Source organism: Acinetobacter sp. CAU_H_29a_1 (assembly GCF_058599505.1).
In genome coordinates this window covers 2,841,061-2,857,616 of the sequence record NZ_CM178655.1, presented here as the reverse complement: position 1 = coordinate 2,857,616, position 16,556 = coordinate 2,841,061, and the positions used below count along the sequence as shown (strand labels likewise).

General features: G+C 43.1%; 18 protein-coding genes. 11 read left to right on the top strand and 7 right to left on the bottom strand.

Going from position 1 to position 16,556, the window contains the following annotated elements; translation table 11 throughout:
- Positions 1-110: 110 nt before the first annotated feature.
- From tnpC to AC4MDD_RS14400, 4 genes are all read right to left on the bottom strand, one after another.
- A complete protein-coding gene (gene tnpC / locus AC4MDD_RS14415) occupies positions 111-1,736 on the bottom strand; it encodes an IS66 family transposase (RefSeq protein ID WP_201949790.1) in 1,626 nt (541 codons plus the stop codon).
- A 74-nt stretch (positions 1,737-1,810) separates the two neighbouring features.
- Entirely contained in the window at positions 1,811-2,146 is a 336-nt protein-coding gene (tnpB, locus tag AC4MDD_RS14410; RefSeq protein ID WP_004642106.1) for an IS66 family insertion sequence element accessory protein TnpB, read from the bottom strand.
- Positions 2,143-2,526: a transposase gene (locus AC4MDD_RS14405; protein ID WP_491881928.1), complete on the bottom strand. Its 384-nt coding sequence runs from the start codon at positions 2,524-2,526 to the stop codon at positions 2,143-2,145. Before AC4MDD_RS14405 ends, tnpB begins: the two co-directional genes overlap by 4 nt.
- Before the next feature lie 71 nt (positions 2,527-2,597).
- A complete protein-coding gene (locus AC4MDD_RS14400) occupies positions 2,598-2,948 on the bottom strand; it encodes a nuclear transport factor 2 family protein (RefSeq protein ID WP_490752003.1) in 351 nt (116 codons plus the stop codon).
- Between the two features lie 176 nt (positions 2,949-3,124).
- On the opposite strand from AC4MDD_RS14400, the gene hisD reads away from it, so the two are divergent.
- Both hisD and hisC read left to right on the top strand, forming a co-directional pair.
- On the top strand, positions 3,125-4,426 hold the full coding sequence (hisD, locus tag AC4MDD_RS14395; protein ID WP_178927802.1) for a histidinol dehydrogenase: 1,302 nt from the start codon (positions 3,125-3,127) through the stop codon (positions 4,424-4,426).
- A gap of 174 nt (positions 4,427-4,600) precedes the next feature.
- Positions 4,601-5,692, top strand: coding sequence for a histidinol-phosphate transaminase (gene hisC, locus AC4MDD_RS14390; RefSeq protein ID WP_178927791.1), 1,092 nt, complete (start codon positions 4,601-4,603; stop codon positions 5,690-5,692).
- Positions 5,693-5,763: 71 nt separating this feature from the next.
- On the opposite strand, the gene pabB is transcribed toward hisC, so the two are convergent.
- Complete coding sequence (gene pabB, locus AC4MDD_RS14385) at positions 5,764-7,113, bottom strand: aminodeoxychorismate synthase component I (protein WP_178927790.1); 1,350 nt, start codon at positions 7,111-7,113, stop codon at positions 5,764-5,766.
- Between the two features lie 129 nt (positions 7,114-7,242).
- Complete coding sequence (locus tag AC4MDD_RS14380; protein ID WP_058868997.1) at positions 7,243-7,791, bottom strand: NUDIX hydrolase; 549 nt, start codon at positions 7,789-7,791, stop codon at positions 7,243-7,245.
- Between the two features lie 123 nt (positions 7,792-7,914).
- Here AC4MDD_RS14380 and AC4MDD_RS14375 point away from each other — a divergent pair, with 123 nt between their 5' ends.
- From AC4MDD_RS14375 to AC4MDD_RS14335, 9 genes are all read left to right on the top strand, one after another.
- Entirely contained in the window at positions 7,915-8,517 is a 603-nt protein-coding gene (locus AC4MDD_RS14375; protein WP_004984200.1) for an NUDIX hydrolase, read from the top strand.
- A gap of 23 nt (positions 8,518-8,540) precedes the next feature.
- Positions 8,541-9,071, top strand: coding sequence for a gamma carbonic anhydrase family protein (locus AC4MDD_RS14370; protein WP_058868999.1), 531 nt, complete (start codon positions 8,541-8,543; stop codon positions 9,069-9,071).
- 128 nt (positions 9,072-9,199) lie between these two features.
- Positions 9,200-9,865 carry a tRNA (adenosine(37)-N6)-threonylcarbamoyltransferase complex dimerization subunit type 1 TsaB gene (gene tsaB / locus AC4MDD_RS14365; protein ID WP_010325977.1) on the top strand — a complete coding sequence of 222 codons (666 nt, stop codon included), beginning with the start codon at positions 9,200-9,202 and terminating at the stop codon, positions 9,863-9,865.
- Positions 9,866-9,877: 12 nt separating this feature from the next.
- Entirely contained in the window at positions 9,878-10,702 is an 825-nt protein-coding gene (locus tag AC4MDD_RS14360) for an undecaprenyl-diphosphate phosphatase (RefSeq protein WP_078426256.1), read from the top strand.
- Positions 10,696-11,514: a class I SAM-dependent methyltransferase gene (locus tag AC4MDD_RS14355; protein ID WP_491881927.1), complete on the top strand. Its 819-nt coding sequence runs from the start codon at positions 10,696-10,698 to the stop codon at positions 11,512-11,514. Before AC4MDD_RS14360 ends, AC4MDD_RS14355 begins: the two co-directional genes overlap by 7 nt.
- Positions 11,515-11,637: 123 nt before the next feature.
- Positions 11,638-13,014: a C13 family peptidase gene (locus tag AC4MDD_RS14350; protein ID WP_491881926.1), complete on the top strand. Its 1,377-nt coding sequence runs from the start codon at positions 11,638-11,640 to the stop codon at positions 13,012-13,014.
- A 23-nt stretch (positions 13,015-13,037) separates the two neighbouring features.
- The gene (fghA, locus tag AC4MDD_RS14345) at positions 13,038-13,874 is read left to right on the top strand and encodes an S-formylglutathione hydrolase (RefSeq protein WP_491881925.1); all 837 of its coding nucleotides are present in this window, start codon (positions 13,038-13,040) and stop codon (positions 13,872-13,874) included.
- A 126-nt stretch (positions 13,875-14,000) separates the two neighbouring features.
- On the top strand, positions 14,001-15,110 hold the full coding sequence (locus tag AC4MDD_RS14340; RefSeq protein ID WP_491881924.1) for a YjgN family protein: 1,110 nt from the start codon (positions 14,001-14,003) through the stop codon (positions 15,108-15,110).
- Between the two features lie 10 nt (positions 15,111-15,120).
- Positions 15,121-16,176: a M48 family metallopeptidase gene (locus AC4MDD_RS14335; RefSeq protein WP_491881923.1), complete on the top strand. Its 1,056-nt coding sequence runs from the start codon at positions 15,121-15,123 to the stop codon at positions 16,174-16,176.
- A gap of 17 nt (positions 16,177-16,193) precedes the next feature.
- On the opposite strand, the gene AC4MDD_RS14330 is transcribed toward AC4MDD_RS14335, so the two are convergent.
- The gene (locus tag AC4MDD_RS14330; protein WP_004984216.1) at positions 16,194-16,469 is read right to left on the bottom strand and encodes a DUF2218 domain-containing protein; all 276 of its coding nucleotides are present in this window, start codon (positions 16,467-16,469) and stop codon (positions 16,194-16,196) included.
- Positions 16,470-16,556: the final 87 nt, after the last annotated feature.

The window sequence follows — 16,556 nt, the reverse complement described above, 5'->3', positions numbered from 1 at the left end:
TGTTTAAAGAAACCGCTATCGATGATGGCGGTTTTTTTGTACCTGCTCATTTTTTAATATTTTTATTGGATTGAAATACGTAAGCGTCCGCTGAACCCCATGTCTATTTTTTAATTTGAGTTGGATTTCCAGCGGTGTGGTAGCAATTCTTCTATTTGGGTCACTTTATGGGTCGGCAATCTTTTCAGCACATCACTTAAATAGGCATACGGATCCAGCCCATTCAGCTTTGCTGACTGGATTAAAGTCATGATGTTTGCCGCTCGCTGACCACTACGCAGCGAACCTGCAAATAACCAGTTCTTACGTCCCAACGCCCAAGGCCGCACCTGGTTTTCCACCCAATTATTGCAAATCGGTAGATTGCCATCATCCAGATAGCGGCTTAAAGCTGGCCAACGCTTCAGAGTGTAATTGATGGCCTTGGCGGTTGGAGAACTCGATGGCACCGTCAGTTGATGCTGGTTGAGCCATTCATACAGTTGTTGCATCACCGGTTGACTATGCTGTTGTCGGTATTCGCGGCGCTGTTCTGCTGTACCATCGGTCTTTCTCCTGAGTTCTGCTTCTATGGCATACAGTTTCTGAATCAGCACTAAGGCCTGTTCAGCGACCTGACTTTTCTTGGTCACATGCAGTTCATGGAATTTACGACGAGCATGCGCCATGCAGCCCACCTCAATGACTTGGCCTGATTTAAAGCGTGCTTTATAACCACTGTAATCATCACAGACTAGATGGCCCTGCCAGTCTTTCAGGAACACTTCAGCATGCTGGCCTGAACGACTATCCTGAAAGTCATAAATCACGGCTTGAATTGGATTATATTGGGTTGTTGCATAGGCCCAGACATAACCTTTCTTCGGTTTTTTCTCATCATCACTCATCCGCATGATGGTGACCGGCGTTTCATCGGCATGGATCACCCGCTGTTGCAGCACCACCTCTTTTAAAGCATTGGCCAGAGGTTCCAGTTCTACACCGCAGCGACCTATCCAGTCAGATAAAGTTGATCTAGAAAGCTCGATTCCCGCCCGCTGATAGATCAGACGTTGACGGTACAGCGGTAAATGATCTGCGTATTTCGAGACCAACACATGGCTAAGCAGTTCAGGACTGGCAATGCCTTTATCAATCACATAGGCGGGCATCGCTTGCTGAGTCAGTGTGTCACACTGATCACAGACCCATTTGCCACGCACATGCTGTTCCTTATAGAACTGTGCCGGTCTGAAATGTAGTTTTTCACTGATATCTTCGCCGATACGACGCAAGGTGCAGCCACAAGCACATTGGGTTGATGTTGGTTCATGCTCGATACGGATGGTGTGTAGATGATCGGGCAGCAGTCGACGTTTAGGTTTGTTGACTGTGGCTTTGTGTGTCGCTGCATCAGTTTTATCTGCATTCAGCCGTTCCAGTTCCAGATCAACAGCGGCAATATCTTCTTCGACCGCTTCATCCCAGAGATGGATTTGTTTTGCGGTGAGATGTTCGTTTTTACTGTCGAATTTGTGCTTTTTAAACAGCGCAAGTTCATGCTCGTATTTTTGATTGAGAATGGAAAGATGCTGAACTTTGGCATCTAATTGCAGATTGGATACTTCAAGATGCTGAACTTTGGCATCTAATTGCTGGTTTGATTGTGCCAGAGACTGATGTTGCATTGCCAACTGTCTAGTAAATTCCAGCAGTTGTTCATGGGTCAGTTGGCTTAAATCAGGCAGTGTATTCATGACCGCAGTATGCCTGAGGTCATGAGAAGAATGAAATAGAACGTTTGGAGAATAGCAACTTGGACCAAGCTAGTTTAGAGCATTGTGACCACTTGCTGTCGTCCAATGCGCTGCCAAGGCAAACCCTGGATCAGTGCCTGTAACTGTTCTGGGCTGAGGGCTACGCTTTCACCCTGATGAACTTTAGCCCAGTGAAATTTTCCCTGTTCCAACCGCCGAGCACACAGCCAGATCCCCAGTCCATCATGTACCAGCACTTTCATGCGATGGCCACGTTTATTACAGAACAGGTAAGCACAATGCGGTTTGATGTAGCCAAAGGCTCTCACCACCTGAGCCATGGCCGTATCCATACCTGCACGCATGTCCATGGGCTGGGTAGACAACCAGATTTCATCGATACGGATCATGTTGTAAGTGCCTTGAGTAATTCTGCTAAAGCAGATATTTCTGATACTTGCCATTTCAAGCCAATTTCTGCTTTTGAGTGGGGTAAAGTAATTTGAACCGTTAACATGCCAGTAGAAATAGGATCTAATGGTGCAGAGCAAGATAAGGCAATAAATGCAGGTTTATTCGGTAGTAGTGAGCGATCATTCCCTGGCTTAGCATCAATTAAGCGAATCCATTTGGATACAAGATTTGTATTCAATCCATGTTGCAAAGCGACCGAAGCAATTGAAACCTCCGATGCTTTACACGCCTGAACGATCTGCTGTTTAAATTCAGCACTATATGTTCTTCGTATTATCGTAAGAGATGCGATGGATGTATGGTTATTTGTAGTCATAAATTTAAGTTCCCACTTGTTTTTAAGTGAGGACTAAATTAAGGCTTATAGGACGAATTCATAAGGTGTGTTCAGCGGACGCTTACTGAAATACAATAGGATTGAATTTGAGCCAGTTGATTCAAATTGTTAAAAGTATAGACATCACAAGCAGAAATTCGCGATGTCTGCTGGGTGTTATGAAATTGCGCTTCACCTTGAACAATCACATGATGACCCGTTTGATGAATTGCTTGAATATGGAACTCATGCGCGACCGTCGTAAAATAATGCTCGATAGACTGGCAATGCTTAAGTACTTGATCAAAACCTGAAAGCCGTTGTTCACCCACAATTTCCCATGTAATGGCTTCCGAAAAATGCTGTTGGATTCGACTAAATTGCCCCGTTGAAAAGTAGGTGGCTATGTCCGTGAGGATCATCTCGTTTTGCCTGTTTTTTAGTCATGTTTAATGATTCTAGTTTAAAAATATTGAATCAGATTCATTTCCCGATGAAGTTAAAAGTAATTTTTCATTACACTCCGTGTTTAGCTGGAGGATTGTTGCCCACAAAATACAGGAAACAAGGTAAACTAAAGCTTCCCTTTATTTTCATTGTGGATAAATTGATGCGACGTTTATCGACTCAAGATCAGAACTTTAAACAAGTCTTTGCTGATTTGTTGGCTTTTGAAACCGTGAGTGACCCAGAACTTTTAAAAACCGTAGATCAAATCATCGCTGAAGTTCGTCAGCATGGTAATGCTCATGTTCTTAAACTCACTCAACAGTTCGATCGACATCCCGCGCATCAATTCTCCGATTTAGAACTGACTCAAGAACAATTAAAAACCGCTTTTGAGGGTTTGAGTACCGAAGTCCGCGAGGCGTTAGAGCTTGCTGCAAACCGCATTCGTGAGTTTCACCAAGCGCAAAAACAAGAAGGCTGGATCTATGTGGATGCCTTGGGGAACACACTTGGGCAAAAAGTAACGCCTTTAGATCGCGTTGGTATTTATGTACCTGGTGGTTTGGCATCTTATCCGTCTTCTGTACTGATGAATGCTGTACCTGCGCATGTGGCGGGTGTACCTGAAATTATTATGGTCGTGCCTGCACCGAATGGTGAGTTGAATCCTTTGGTATTAGCAGCCGCTTATTTGGCTGGTGTCAGCCGTGTCTTTACCATTGGTGGGGCACAAGCGGTTGCGGCTTTAGCCTATGGTACAGAAACGATTCCAGCGGTAGATAAGATTACAGGGCCGGGCAACCGTTTTGTCGCGGCTGCGAAACGTGCAGTATTCGGTCAAGTCGGTATCGACATGATTGCAGGGCCGTCTGAAATCTTAGTTTATGCCGAAGGCGTGAATAACGCAGAATGGCTGGCAATGGATTTATTGTCCCAAGCTGAACACGATACTGTGGCACAAGCAGTGTTTATTACACCAGATGAGCAGTTGTTAAATGAAGTAGAACTCGCTATTGAAGCGCATTTACAAGCTTTACCTAAGGCGGAGATTGCGCGTACATCGATTGCCAATCGTGGCGCATTAGTGCTTGTGAAAGACCGCGCTGAAGCAGTTGAGCTGATTAATCAGGTTGCACCAGAGCATTTAGAGCTTTGCTTGGATGAAGCACAGGAAATGGCCGAAGAGATTCGCCATGCAGGCGCAATCTTCATGGGGCGTTATACCCCAGAGGCAATCGGTGATTATTGCGCAGGGCCAAACCACGTTTTGCCAACTTCTGGGACCGCACGCTTTTCATCGCCACTCGGTGTATATGATTTTCAAAAGCGTTCAAGTTTGATTATGTGCTCAGAGCAAGGTGTGAAAACTTTGGCAAAAACCGCGGATATTCTAGCGCAGCAAGAAAACTTAGATGCGCATGCGCGTTCGGCACGTTATCGTTATCAATAATATAAATTTAGATCCCTCATTTGTTCAGTAATGAATGTTCCTCTCCCTATGGGAGAGGTTAGGAGAGGGGAAAATATTTAATTCAGTTTGGGACATCATAAAGCTCTCCCAAACCCTCTCCTAGCAGGAGAGGGCTTACATAAAAGTAAGTTGAGTACATAAATGAGATAGACAATGTCTAACATTACTACAGAACAAATGCGTTTTTGGAGTCCTGAAGTACGTGAATTAGAACCGTATGTGCCAGGCGAACAACCGAAAATTCAAAATTTATTGAAGCTCAATACTAATGAAAATCCATATCCACCCTCACCAAAGGTGGTGGAGGCTGTTCAAGCAGTCTTGGTAAACTCAGCAGATGTACTGCGTTTATATCCAGATCCAGATGCTTCTGCGTTAAAGCAGGCGATTGCGAAACAACAAAATGTTGCAGTTGAACATATTTTTGTCGGCAATGGTTCAGATGAAGTCTTAGCACATATTTTTAAAGCATTTTTTGTGCAAGAGCTGCCTGTACTTTACCCCGATATTACCTATAGCTTCTATCCTGTTTATAGCCAATTCTTTGGGGTCAAAACCAAAATTTTGCCACTCAATGATGACTTTGAAATTGTGGTGGATCACTATAAACAAGCCAATGGCGGCATTATTATCACCAATCCAAATGCGCCAACCAGTATAGATATTGGTTTGGCAGCAATTGAGGAAGTGCTTCAGGCCAATCCAAATTCAGTGGTGGTGATAGATGAGGCTTATGTAGACTTTGGTGCTGAATCGGCAGTCAGTTTGGTGGAAAAATATGAGAACTTGGTGGTGTGCCAAACCACGTCTAAGTCTCGCTCACTGGCGGGTTTACGGGTTGGTTTTGCGATTGCTCAACCGCATTTGATTGCGGCACTTGAAGCGGTGAAGAATAGTTTTAACTCTTATCCGATGGACCGTTTTGCGATAGCCGCTGCGGTTGCATCATTTGAAGATCAAGCTTATTTCGAAGCACAAAATCAAAAAGTGATTCAAAGCCGTGAACATTTGGTTGAACAATTGACCGCACTGGGCTTTAACGTTTTACCATCAAGTGCCAACTTTATCTTTGCATCATTGCCTAGCAAAGATGCGGGTGAATTAGCGGCTGAATTACGTGAACAAGGCATTATTGTGCGTTATTTCAATAAACCGCGTATTAACCAGTTTTTACGTATCACGGTTGGAACTGATGAACAAAATCAACGCTTAGTCGATACATTGAAAAATGATATTTTAAAATAAACTTTCAACAGTTGTGATCTTTGAAAAGTGAACGTTCATTAATATGAAGGTTCACTTTTTTATTTTGGAGGCTATTCATTGTCCGTTTGTACAAAGGTATTGAGTAAATTAAGCAGTGCTGAGACCTTGTCAAAGCATTCTTGGTATTCAGCCTCATACTCTGATGCAATAGTGATTCCACCGCCAGCCCAAAGCGAAACCTCATCTTGGAATTTTTGAATAGAACGAATCAGAATGTTCCAAGAACCCGTACCATCGAAATTAAAATAACCCATTGAGCCACAGTACGCTCCGCGTGGTGCACCTTCGAGTTCTTCAATAATCTGCATTGCTCGAATTTTAGGTGCACCTGTAATAGACCCGCCAGGTAGCGCAGAGAGCAGCACATGAAAGGGATGAACTTCTGCTTTCAGTGTTGCTTCGACTTCGCTGACCATATGATGGACTTGATTAAAGCTTTCAATATTAAACAGTTTAGGTGTTTTGACTGAGCCTGTTTCTGCATAAACACTCAAGTCATTACGCAGTAGATCAACAATCATTACATTTTCAGCTTGATCTTTTTCCGAAGCCATTAAGCGTTGTTTAGATTGTTCATCTAAGACTGGATCTGCATAGCGCGGCATGGTGCCTTTAATCGGCTTAGTGATGATTTTACGATGGGTTTGAAAATCAATAAACAACTCGGGCGAACAACTTAAGAGTTCAAAATCATCGCTACGAAGATAGCCTGAGTAAGGTGCATTGGTCAATTGCCAAAATGCTTCGACTGCACTTAGGAGTTGACCGTGTGCCTTGGCAGTGAACTCTTGTGTCAGATTGATTTGATAGCAATCCCCAGCTTTGATGTATTCCTGTACTTTCTGAAAGGCTTGTTTGTATTGGGTTTCAGTCCAGCGTGCTTGGCAGATCGACTTGAGTTGGAGTGGATGGGTTAAGGCAGATGGCTGTAATAAATACGATTCAATTTTGCGATAAATGCGTTCTGCTTGTGAATCACTACTGCAAAATAGCCAGCCTGCATCAGTCCATTGTAGATAACTGCTGTATAAACCTAAAAATAGGCTTGGCTGTGACTTAATTTGAACCGGAACGTGTTTCTGGGCGGCATAATCATAACTGACGAATCCAATGAGTCCGCCACTAAAAGATGCTTCTTTTTGTTCTGAGCTTGGCTGAATATTACTGGAAATGTCTATTTCTTCATGATCACGGATATAACAAAAATCCCGTGTGCGTTGAAAGAAAAAGTGCTGGTTTTTTTGAAAAACTTGATAACGCTCGGGTAAAAAAGCAATGACAGGTGCATCGACATTTTGTAAATAGACTAACTGTGTGAGCTCATTCAATGCCTGTAATATATGAGATACAGAGAGGCTTGAATCACAAATTATCTTTTTAAATGATTGGCTTAGAGTCATGCTAACGCAAATAGGATTAAATAATTCAGGCTATTTTACCTCATTGTACGTGTACGCATAGAGGAAATACCGTTTATCGGTAAGCTATGGATTGCATCATCGATGGGCTTTTTTTGATATTAGGCAACATTAACCTGTATGGTCTAAGCGTGTACCTAGGGTTTCGAGATGAAAATTAAATTGATTACTTTTACGGTCGGCAAAATAGTGACGTAAGGTATGTTCGACACTTGGGAAAGCCAGTTCTGACCAAGGAATTTCATCTTCTTCAAATAAACGACATTCAATGCTTTCTTCGCCAGCACCGAATTTTCCATCTACTAAGTTCGCTTTGAATAGCACATAAATTTGACCAATACGCGGAATATTGTACATGCAATATAGCTGTTCAATTTCAACTTCCGCTTCCGCTTCTTCACGGGTTTCTCGTGCAGCACCTTGTTCCATAGTTTCAAACAACTCCATGTAACCTGCTGGTAAAGTCCATAATCCATAACGCGGTTCAATGGCACGGCGGCATAACAATACTTTATTTTCCCAAAGTGCGAGTGCGCCACAAATCACTTTAGGGTTCACATAATGAATAGAACTACAAGAGGTGCAAACACGACGCAATTGATGGTCGCCAAGAGGGATTTGTTCTGTTGTTTTTTGTCCGCAATTGCTGCAAAAGTCCATATTCATCATCAATGATAAAGTTCAGACTCAGCATAACTTAAAAATTAAATTTTGGCATCATTTCTCTTTTTTCAGTATTAAATTCAGCTATGATGAAAAAAAGAATGATGGGGACGACGTTCAATGGATGAACATTCATTAACACGCATACTGCAGCAACAGTTACGGTTTTCAAGCAAAATCAAATCGGCAGATGCAGCTGTGTTAATCGCGATCACCAATGAAGACGATCCCAAAGTTTTACTGACCCGCCGCTCTGTTTACCTATCTAATCATGCTGGCGAAGTGTCTTTTCCTGGCGGAAAAAGAGATCCGCAAGATACCAGTAATATCGTGGTTGCCTTACGTGAAGCCTATGAAGAGACCGCGCTGAATCCTTTTGATGTGCAGCTACTCGGTGATTTGCCAATGCAAAAAGCCCGTAATGGTATGCTGGTCAAACCTGTGGTCGGGCTGATTCCGCCTGAAGTTGAACTAGTTGCCCAGCCGACAGAAATTGATCGTATTTTCTTTGCATCACTCAAACAGCTGATGGAAGTGCCTGCGGTGCCTTATGAAGTTCGTTTTGCTCATCAATCGCTCTATTTTCCGAGTATGCGGGTGGAAAATGAAATTGTTTGGGGGCTGACAGCACGTATGTTGGTTGCATTATTTCAATATGGTTTGGGCTACCATAAAGAGTGGCCATTTTTAGTCAATTCACCGACTTTTCGGTTCCCCAAGTAAGTTGAGTATTTTAAGGAAGAAATATGTTGTACAAATTTAAAGGTCATGCCCCACAAGCAATGCATCAACCATGGAATGGCTGGGTTGCGGAAAATGCCACAGTCATCGGTCAAGTCGAATTGGGGCAGCAAGTCAGTATTTGGTTTGGAGCAGTCGTACGTGCAGACAATTGCAAAATTCGTTTAGGTGACTTTACCAATATTCAGGAAAATGCGGTTTTACATACCGATGCTGGGATTGAAATGAATATTGGCAATTATGTCACGATTGGGCATCAAGCCATGTTGCATGGTTGCACTGTGGGGGATAATAGTCTGATTGGGATTAATGCTGTCGTTTTAAACAATGCTGTGATTGGGAAAAATTGTATTATTGGTGCGAATGCACTGATTCCGGAAGGTAAAGTCATTCCAGATAATTCTCTGGTTATGGGCTCACCGGGTAAAGTGGTCAAAACTTTGGATGAAACGGCTGAGGCTCGTTTGAAAATGAGTGCACTGCATTATGCAGAACACTTTAAACAATTTATCGATTTAGAGCCGGCACAGTTATAAGCTTATTTTTCCTATTCAGCCTAGATTTTTCTAGGCTTTTTTAGCTCTGTTTTGAGAACATCTCGCCTAGTGCTTTTGAGTGGAGTATCATAGCCACGTTTTTATAGATTAAATCATTAAGGTTGTGCATGAAAGTGCTGGCATTGGAATCTGCAAATGAGCAGTGTTCCGTCTCTATTGTAGATGAAAATCAAGAACTTTTTTTCCAATTGGATACGCGCGCAAAAGCACAAACGCAAACGATTCTCCCAATGATTGAACAAGGGTTTTTACAGTTGGATATTAAGACAGAAGATTTGTCTTGTATCGCTTTTAGTCGTGGTCCTGGTTCTTTTAGCGGCGTTCGTATTAATGCTGCTGTGACTCAAGCTTTGGCATGGTCGAATGATTTGCCTGTGGTTCCTGTCTCAACTTTACAAGCGCTCGCACAAGCTGCACATCGTGTGCATGGTCTAACCACAGTCACCGCAGTTTTAGACGCTCGCATGAGTGAAGTCTATATTGCAAGTTTTCAATTAGATACGGACGGCATCATGCAAGCCGTCGATGAAGAACAGCTTTTAAGCTATGCAGCGGCTACTGAATGTACACCGTTTACTTTAGTTGGTTCAGGCGCAACCTTAATTGATCCATCACAAATACAATACAAAGATTTAAGTGCAACTGCGCAAGATATTGCCACAATTGCGCGCAAGAATGCACAGCAACAACACTGGGTGAGTGCTGAACTTGCACTTCCAGTCTATTTACGTGATAACGCTTGGAAAAAAATCCCGGAACAGGGTAAAGCATAATTAGGGTTTTTTATGGATCTTTTACTGCTGCTCAAAGCGGCAATTATGGGTATTGTTGAAGGTATTACTGAATTCCTACCCATTTCGAGTACTGGACATTTAATTTTAGCTTCAGAACTCATGAATTTCTGGACCAAAGAAAAAAGTGATGTCTTTGTGATCGCCATTCAAATGGGGGCAATTGCAGCCGTCATTTATGAATATTGGGCACGTTTGTGGGGAGCGGCAACGGGGATTTTTAGTGGTGAACCCCAAGGTCGCCGTCTTGGGATTGGGCTAATTTTAGCGTCGATTCCTATTGTGCTGATTGGTCTGACATTTGGTCAAACGGTGAAAGAGCTTTTATTTAATGATATTGCCATTGCCATTGGTTTGATTGTGGGTGGCTTGATTATTATTTGGATTGAAAAGCATCCACCACAAGAGCGCGTCCATGAAGTTGAAGACCTGAGTGTAAAAGATGCGATTTGGATTGGTCTGATTCAAGTGTTGTCTTTAATTCCAGGGACATCACGTTCGGGGGCAACCATTATTGGCGCGATGTTCTTAGGTGTATCGCGCAAAGCAGCCACTGAGTTTTCATTCTTCTTGGGTATTCCAGTAATTATTGGTGCGGGTCTGTTAGATTTGTACCAAAGTGCGCATGTGTTTGACGGACAACAAGATTGGATCGTATTGGCAACAGGCATTATTGTTTCTTTTATCTCGGCTTTACTGTTGATTCGTGCTTTAGTCGCTTATGTGGCGAAGCGTGATTTCATGATTTTTGCATGGTATCGCATCGCTTCAGGCTTAGTGATTCTATTGTTTGTCTTTACGGGTTGGAAGTTATGGTAAGCCCAATGCGCTTATATGTGGAACAAGAGCATTTAGAAAAAGCACAGCACTATGTTGCTGTGCTTTTTTCTCGTGGTGTCGAGGTCAGCATCGAAGTCGCCGAAAAGTTAAATGCACGTTTCTTACGTTTTCATCCTGAACTGGGTTTGTGCGCCGATGCGGAAGGGCTTTGGCTTTGTGCCAATGGCATGAAAATGCAGCCGGATTGGAAAGCTGAAGTTCCACGTTTAAAGCGTGCGTCGTTAAAGTCCGAAATGATTGCTCGTGCTTGCCACTTGACTGAAAAACCTAAGCTCATTGATGCAACAGCAGGGCTTGGGCATGACTCACTGCTCATGGCATATTTGGGTGCCAATGTCACTTTGGTCGAACGCCATCCCATTTTATTCACCCTGTTAGAGTCAAGTAAGGAACAGGCTTTGCAGGATGCATTTTTAAATCCTGTGGTGACTCGAATTGACTTGGTTTTTTCAGATTCCGCACAGTATTTGCAGCAACAAGCAGAGCAGGGCAATACGGTTGATGTGGTTTATCTAGATCCGATGTTTCCACAACGTGATCAAAATCAGCAAGTGGTGAAAAAACAGGCGCAAGTAAAAAAGCAAATGCAGCTTTTACATATGTTACTGCCTGAAGATGGTGAAATGGATTTGGGTGATAATCTGCTTGGCTTAGCGCAAAAAGTGGCAAAACGGGTGGTGGTCAAACGTCCTCGCTTGGCCGTATTTTTGGCAAATCAAGAAACCACCCATCAGTGGCTGGGTGATGCATGCCGTTTTGATGCCTATTTTCAGCATGAACGCTTAGACTGAAGTGGAAGATTGCTTCAAAAGTATGCAAAGATTTGTTATATAGTTAAAAACATCATTGATAAAATGCTGATCAAGCATAAACTTAGTGTGTCCCTACGCAAGTCACAATTTAATTAGAATCTTATGATCGACTTCAAACCCTCCATCAACTTTTGGCATGATTTTAAAAGCAACCAAACTGCGGGGATGTGGTTGTTTCTAGGTTCACGACGCTCTTTGCAAATTGTCCATCCTTCGATTATGCAGCTCATCTTTTGGGGGATTTTAGGTGGCTCAGCCAATACTTTATTTAGCTGGTTAAGCGCAGGAGAGATCGGTGACTTTAACCCACAAGGTTTGGTCAGTTACGCACTTTGGCCTTTCATCGCCCTGATCGTTGGGATTTTTCTGTCTCAACGGGTGAATAATCCACGTTTGATGTTGGTGCCAGCACTCCTTTGGCTCGTGTTGGATACGCATATCGCGTTATTACAAAGTTTTATCCAATATTTAGGCATGATTGATGTCCTGCCGTATTTCTTCTACGACTACCTACCGAATGTGTTCATGGTACTGTTTGTTTGGCAGAGTTTGGCTGTGGTGTGGGTATTTTCGCGTGAGCTGAAATGGCCTTGGTGGGAGCGTGCCCTGATTGTCTTGGCCACGCTATTTACCCTTGTGGTTTGGCAAATGTCAGTGACCAGTCAGCCGATTTGGAAAGTAGAAGAAACGCCACCAACCTTTGCAGAAGATGCCTTTTATGCACAAAGTCGCTTACTCAATAAAGCACTAGAGTCTGTGCAATACGGCGAATTTGCACAGTCACATTGGTACTTCCTTGGTGTGGCGGGAGCGAGTTATCAAGATGTATTTCGTTCGGAAGTCGAGCGAATCAAAGAACAGTTCGACACGCGTTTTGGTACGTTGGGCCGTTCGATGATGTTGGTGAATAACCCTGCAACACGGACAGAAATTCCGATTGCCTCTAAACACAGTATTGAAATGGCGCTGCGTCGTATGGGACAGCAGATGAACCGTGAAAGTGATGTGTTATTTTTATATATGACTTCGCATGGTTTACCGAACCAGTTCGAAATGGAAAATGCACCTTTAGACTTAACTCAGGTCGACCCGAAATGGTTACGCGAAACCTTAGATGCATCGGGTATTCGCTGGCGTGTGATTGTTATTTCATCGTGCTTCTCTGGAAGCTTTGTACCAGCACTGCAAAATGACAATACTTTGATCATTACCGCTTCGGCCGCAGACCGCCAGTCTTTTGGTTGTACCAATGAAGCCGACTATACTTATTTTGGTCGGGCGTTTTTTGATCAAGCAATGCGTGAACAAAACAGTATAGAAACTGCTTTTAACCAAGCACAAAAAACTGTGAGCCAATGGGAAACAGCACAAGGCTTTGAACCCTCTGAACCGCAGTGGTCGATGGGTAAAAATATGGAGCTGATGCTTCCTCAACTTGAACAGCGCTTGTTTCCACCTAAAGCTGTTGCAAACCCTTAATTTGGATCTAAAAAGGAACCCTGATGGAATTAGTACAATCTAACCGTAGTTTTGATGGTGAACAGCGTATTTACCGATTTAATTCCATCAGCCTTCAAGGCGAGAGTAAGTTCGGCATTTATTTGCCGGCTCAAGCGCTAGCAGGGCAAGCGTGCCCAACATTATTTTATTTGGCAGGTTTAACCTGTACCGAAGAAACCTTTGCTATTAAAGCGCATGCGCAGCGTTTAGCATCACAGCTAGGTCTGATTTTGGTAACGCCTGATACTTCACCCCGTGGTGAACAGGTTGCGCAAGGTGATCATTGGGATATTGGGCAAGGGGCAGGTTTTTATATCAATGCCATCCAAGCGCCGTGGGCTGAGCATTTCCAGATGGAAAGCTATGTCGCTGAAGAGTTATATGATTTAGTGATTCAGCAGTTTGCTGTACAAGCAGAGCGTATAGGTATTTTCGGGCACAGCATGGGCGGTCATGGCGCTTTAACCTTGGCCTTGAAATATCCTGAGAAGTTTAAGTCGGTGTCTGCATTTGCTCCGATTTGCGCACCAAGCCAATGTCCTTGGGGCGAAAAAGCGTTTTCAAACTATTTAGGTTCAGATCAAGCTGAGTGGCTGAAACATGATGCAAGCGCTTTGGTCCAAACAAAAACAGCTCATTTTGCCGATATTTTAATTGATCAGGGTTTGAGTGATCAGTTTTATAGCCAGCTCAATCCTGCATTATTTCAGCAAGCCTGTCAGGCTGCGGGCCAGCCACTGACGCTTCGCGAACATGCAGGCTATGACCATGGTTATTACTTTATTCAAAGTTTTATTGATGATCACCTGCAGTTTCATGCCGTACAGCTCGAATCTTAAATCTTGATTTGTCATATTTATTCTTAATTTTTGACTAGAAATCATCCAGCGCTGGCATTAACATGGTTGGGTGATTGGTTTTTTGTTCTTAAAAAATAAAACAGTAAAATAATAGATAGGGTATACATGCAAAATTCAGAGGCATCTTTGCCACCTGTAGAGGCTTCTTTTGAAGCAAGCTGGCCACCTCCACCAGCCGTTCCCACGGATGAGCCAAACGCCTATTTGGGAGAGACCTTTCGTTTCCAATTCCGTGGTAATGCCCGAGAGTACTTTGGCATTTGGATTGTGAATATCTTATTGACCATTGTTACCTTCAGTTTATATGCACCTTGGGCGAAGGTTAGACGCTTACGCTATTTTTATGGCAACACGGTGTTTTATCGCCGCAAGTTTGATTTTACGGGTGTACCTACACGCATTCTGATTGGTCGAATTATTGCTTTGGGCGTGTACTTTGGCGCTTCAGCTTTGGCTCAGGTATCTTGGCAAGCTTCTTTAATTGGTTTCCTCATCATATTTCTACTTGTACCGTGGTTGGTACGTTCTACTATTCGCTTTCGTGCCAGAAACAGTAAATTTGGTAATAGCCGCTTTTATTTTACAGGCACGACCAAAGAAGCCTATATCTTGGCGCTGAAAGGCATTTTGATTTACATCTTTACCCTCGGGATCTTTTTCCCTGTGCTGTTTTGGTATTTTAAAAAATATACGCTGGATAATTTACAACTTGGGCAGTTACGTTTTGAGTTACATGCCGATTGGCCTGACTATATGCGTGCCATGTATGTGCCCGTGTTTTTGTTTATTGGAATTGTCTTTGTTTTAGGATTATTCGTTGCCTTCACCCTTCAAGTGGGGAGCAGTTCTCCAACCCAGTTTGGGATCATCGTGGCGGTGATTTATATGATTGCTGCTTTTATGATTTGGCCGCTGATGATGGCGCGTATTTTTATTACCACATGGAATAAAGCCACGTTGGGGCGTAGTGCTTTCCAAACGGACTGTGGTCAAATGCATTATGCATGGATCGTGATGACCAACTGGATTTTAAAAATTCTTTCGCTCGGTTTGTTATCGGCATGGGCTGCTGTGCGTTTGTATCAGTATCAAATTGAGTCATTAACTTTAACCCTAAAAAATGATCCAGATCGTATGTACAATTTGGCTCAAGATGACCCGAATGCGATAGCTGAAGAGCTGAGTGATATTTTTGACATCGATATTTCGCTGTAACGAGGCTTAAATGCAGGAACAAAACATCACCTTTTATGATGGGCAGATTTCTAAGCCTTATCCAGCCACGATTGCACCGATAGATAGCGAAACGGTGTTGATCTGTTATAACCAGCAGCAACGTCGTTATTACTATGCAGATATGCAGTTGATTGGGGCATTGGGGCAGATTCAACCTGTGATTGAGTTGAAAGATGATGCACGGATTGAATTTCCACAAGCATTGCCTGACTGGTTTGAGCTGAACAAAAAGCATGTACAGCATTCGATTTGGAAATTAGAACGCTCACCAAGTCTCATCTTGTTTAGTGTGGTGTTTGTTGCCGCTTTTATCTTCGCCATTTTAAGATGGGGTATTCCAAGCGCAGCACATTATGTCGCGATGCAACTACCTGCCGATACCATCTATAAACTCGGCGATGAAGCGCAAGAACAAGTGTTTAATCTGACGGGACCTTCGACTATCCCCCTTGCGCGTCAAAAACAAATCATACAAAGCTATCAAGACCTTGTTGCCAATGGGCAACCTGCCAAAGTACTGTTTCGTGCAGGTGGACAAATTGGAACGAATGCTTTAGCGCTGCCAAACAACACCATTATTTTGACCGATGAACTGGTTAATTTAGCCAAAGATGATCATGAAATTATTGGGGTTTTAGCACATGAGCAAGGGCACTTGGTCGAGCGACATAGCTTACAGCAAGCCTTATCCAGTTTAGGTTTTAGTGTGCTGTTGATTGCGGTGACGGGGGACAGTTCGGCCTTATTTACAACTTTGCCTGTGGCTTTGGTTGGTGCCAGTTATTCACGCAATTTTGAAAGTGATGCGGACTTGTATGCCATGCATGTCTTGGATAAAAACCAGATTTCAAGCTTACATTTAGCGAATTTCTTGGCACGTATGGAAGCCGATGCACGTGCCGAAGAGGAAGAAAAGCAGCCGCAAGGGAAGTCTGAAGAAGAGGAGGAAGGTGGCATTGGTTCATTCTTCCAAAGTCACCCTGCGACCCAAGAGCGTATTGCGGCTATTCGCCAATTTAACCAACAGCAACGCTTATCAAACTAATTCATTCAGCCGCTGACTTAAACTTGTGTCCATGTTGCTGTGAGTGGCGTTTGTCCCATACGGATCAGGTGATCTAAAACTACGTGTTCTAAGTGACTCAATTTTTCTTCACTCGCCTCAATGCTGACATGTAAATGTTCGGCTTGAGGACTTAAAAGGACCCGTGCTTCAGGCATGATAATGGTAAAACTACTGGGTTCTTGTTCGATTTCAAACTTATGTTTCCAATGATTCACCAGTCGTTTTGCAATTCGAGCCGCATCTGTCGTGACAATATCCGCAGTACTTTTCATATTTACCTCGTCGATTGATCACTTACCATAGCAGTTTCAAGCCAAATGAAAAGTTGAATGTTGCAACGCTACGTTGCAAATTTAGAA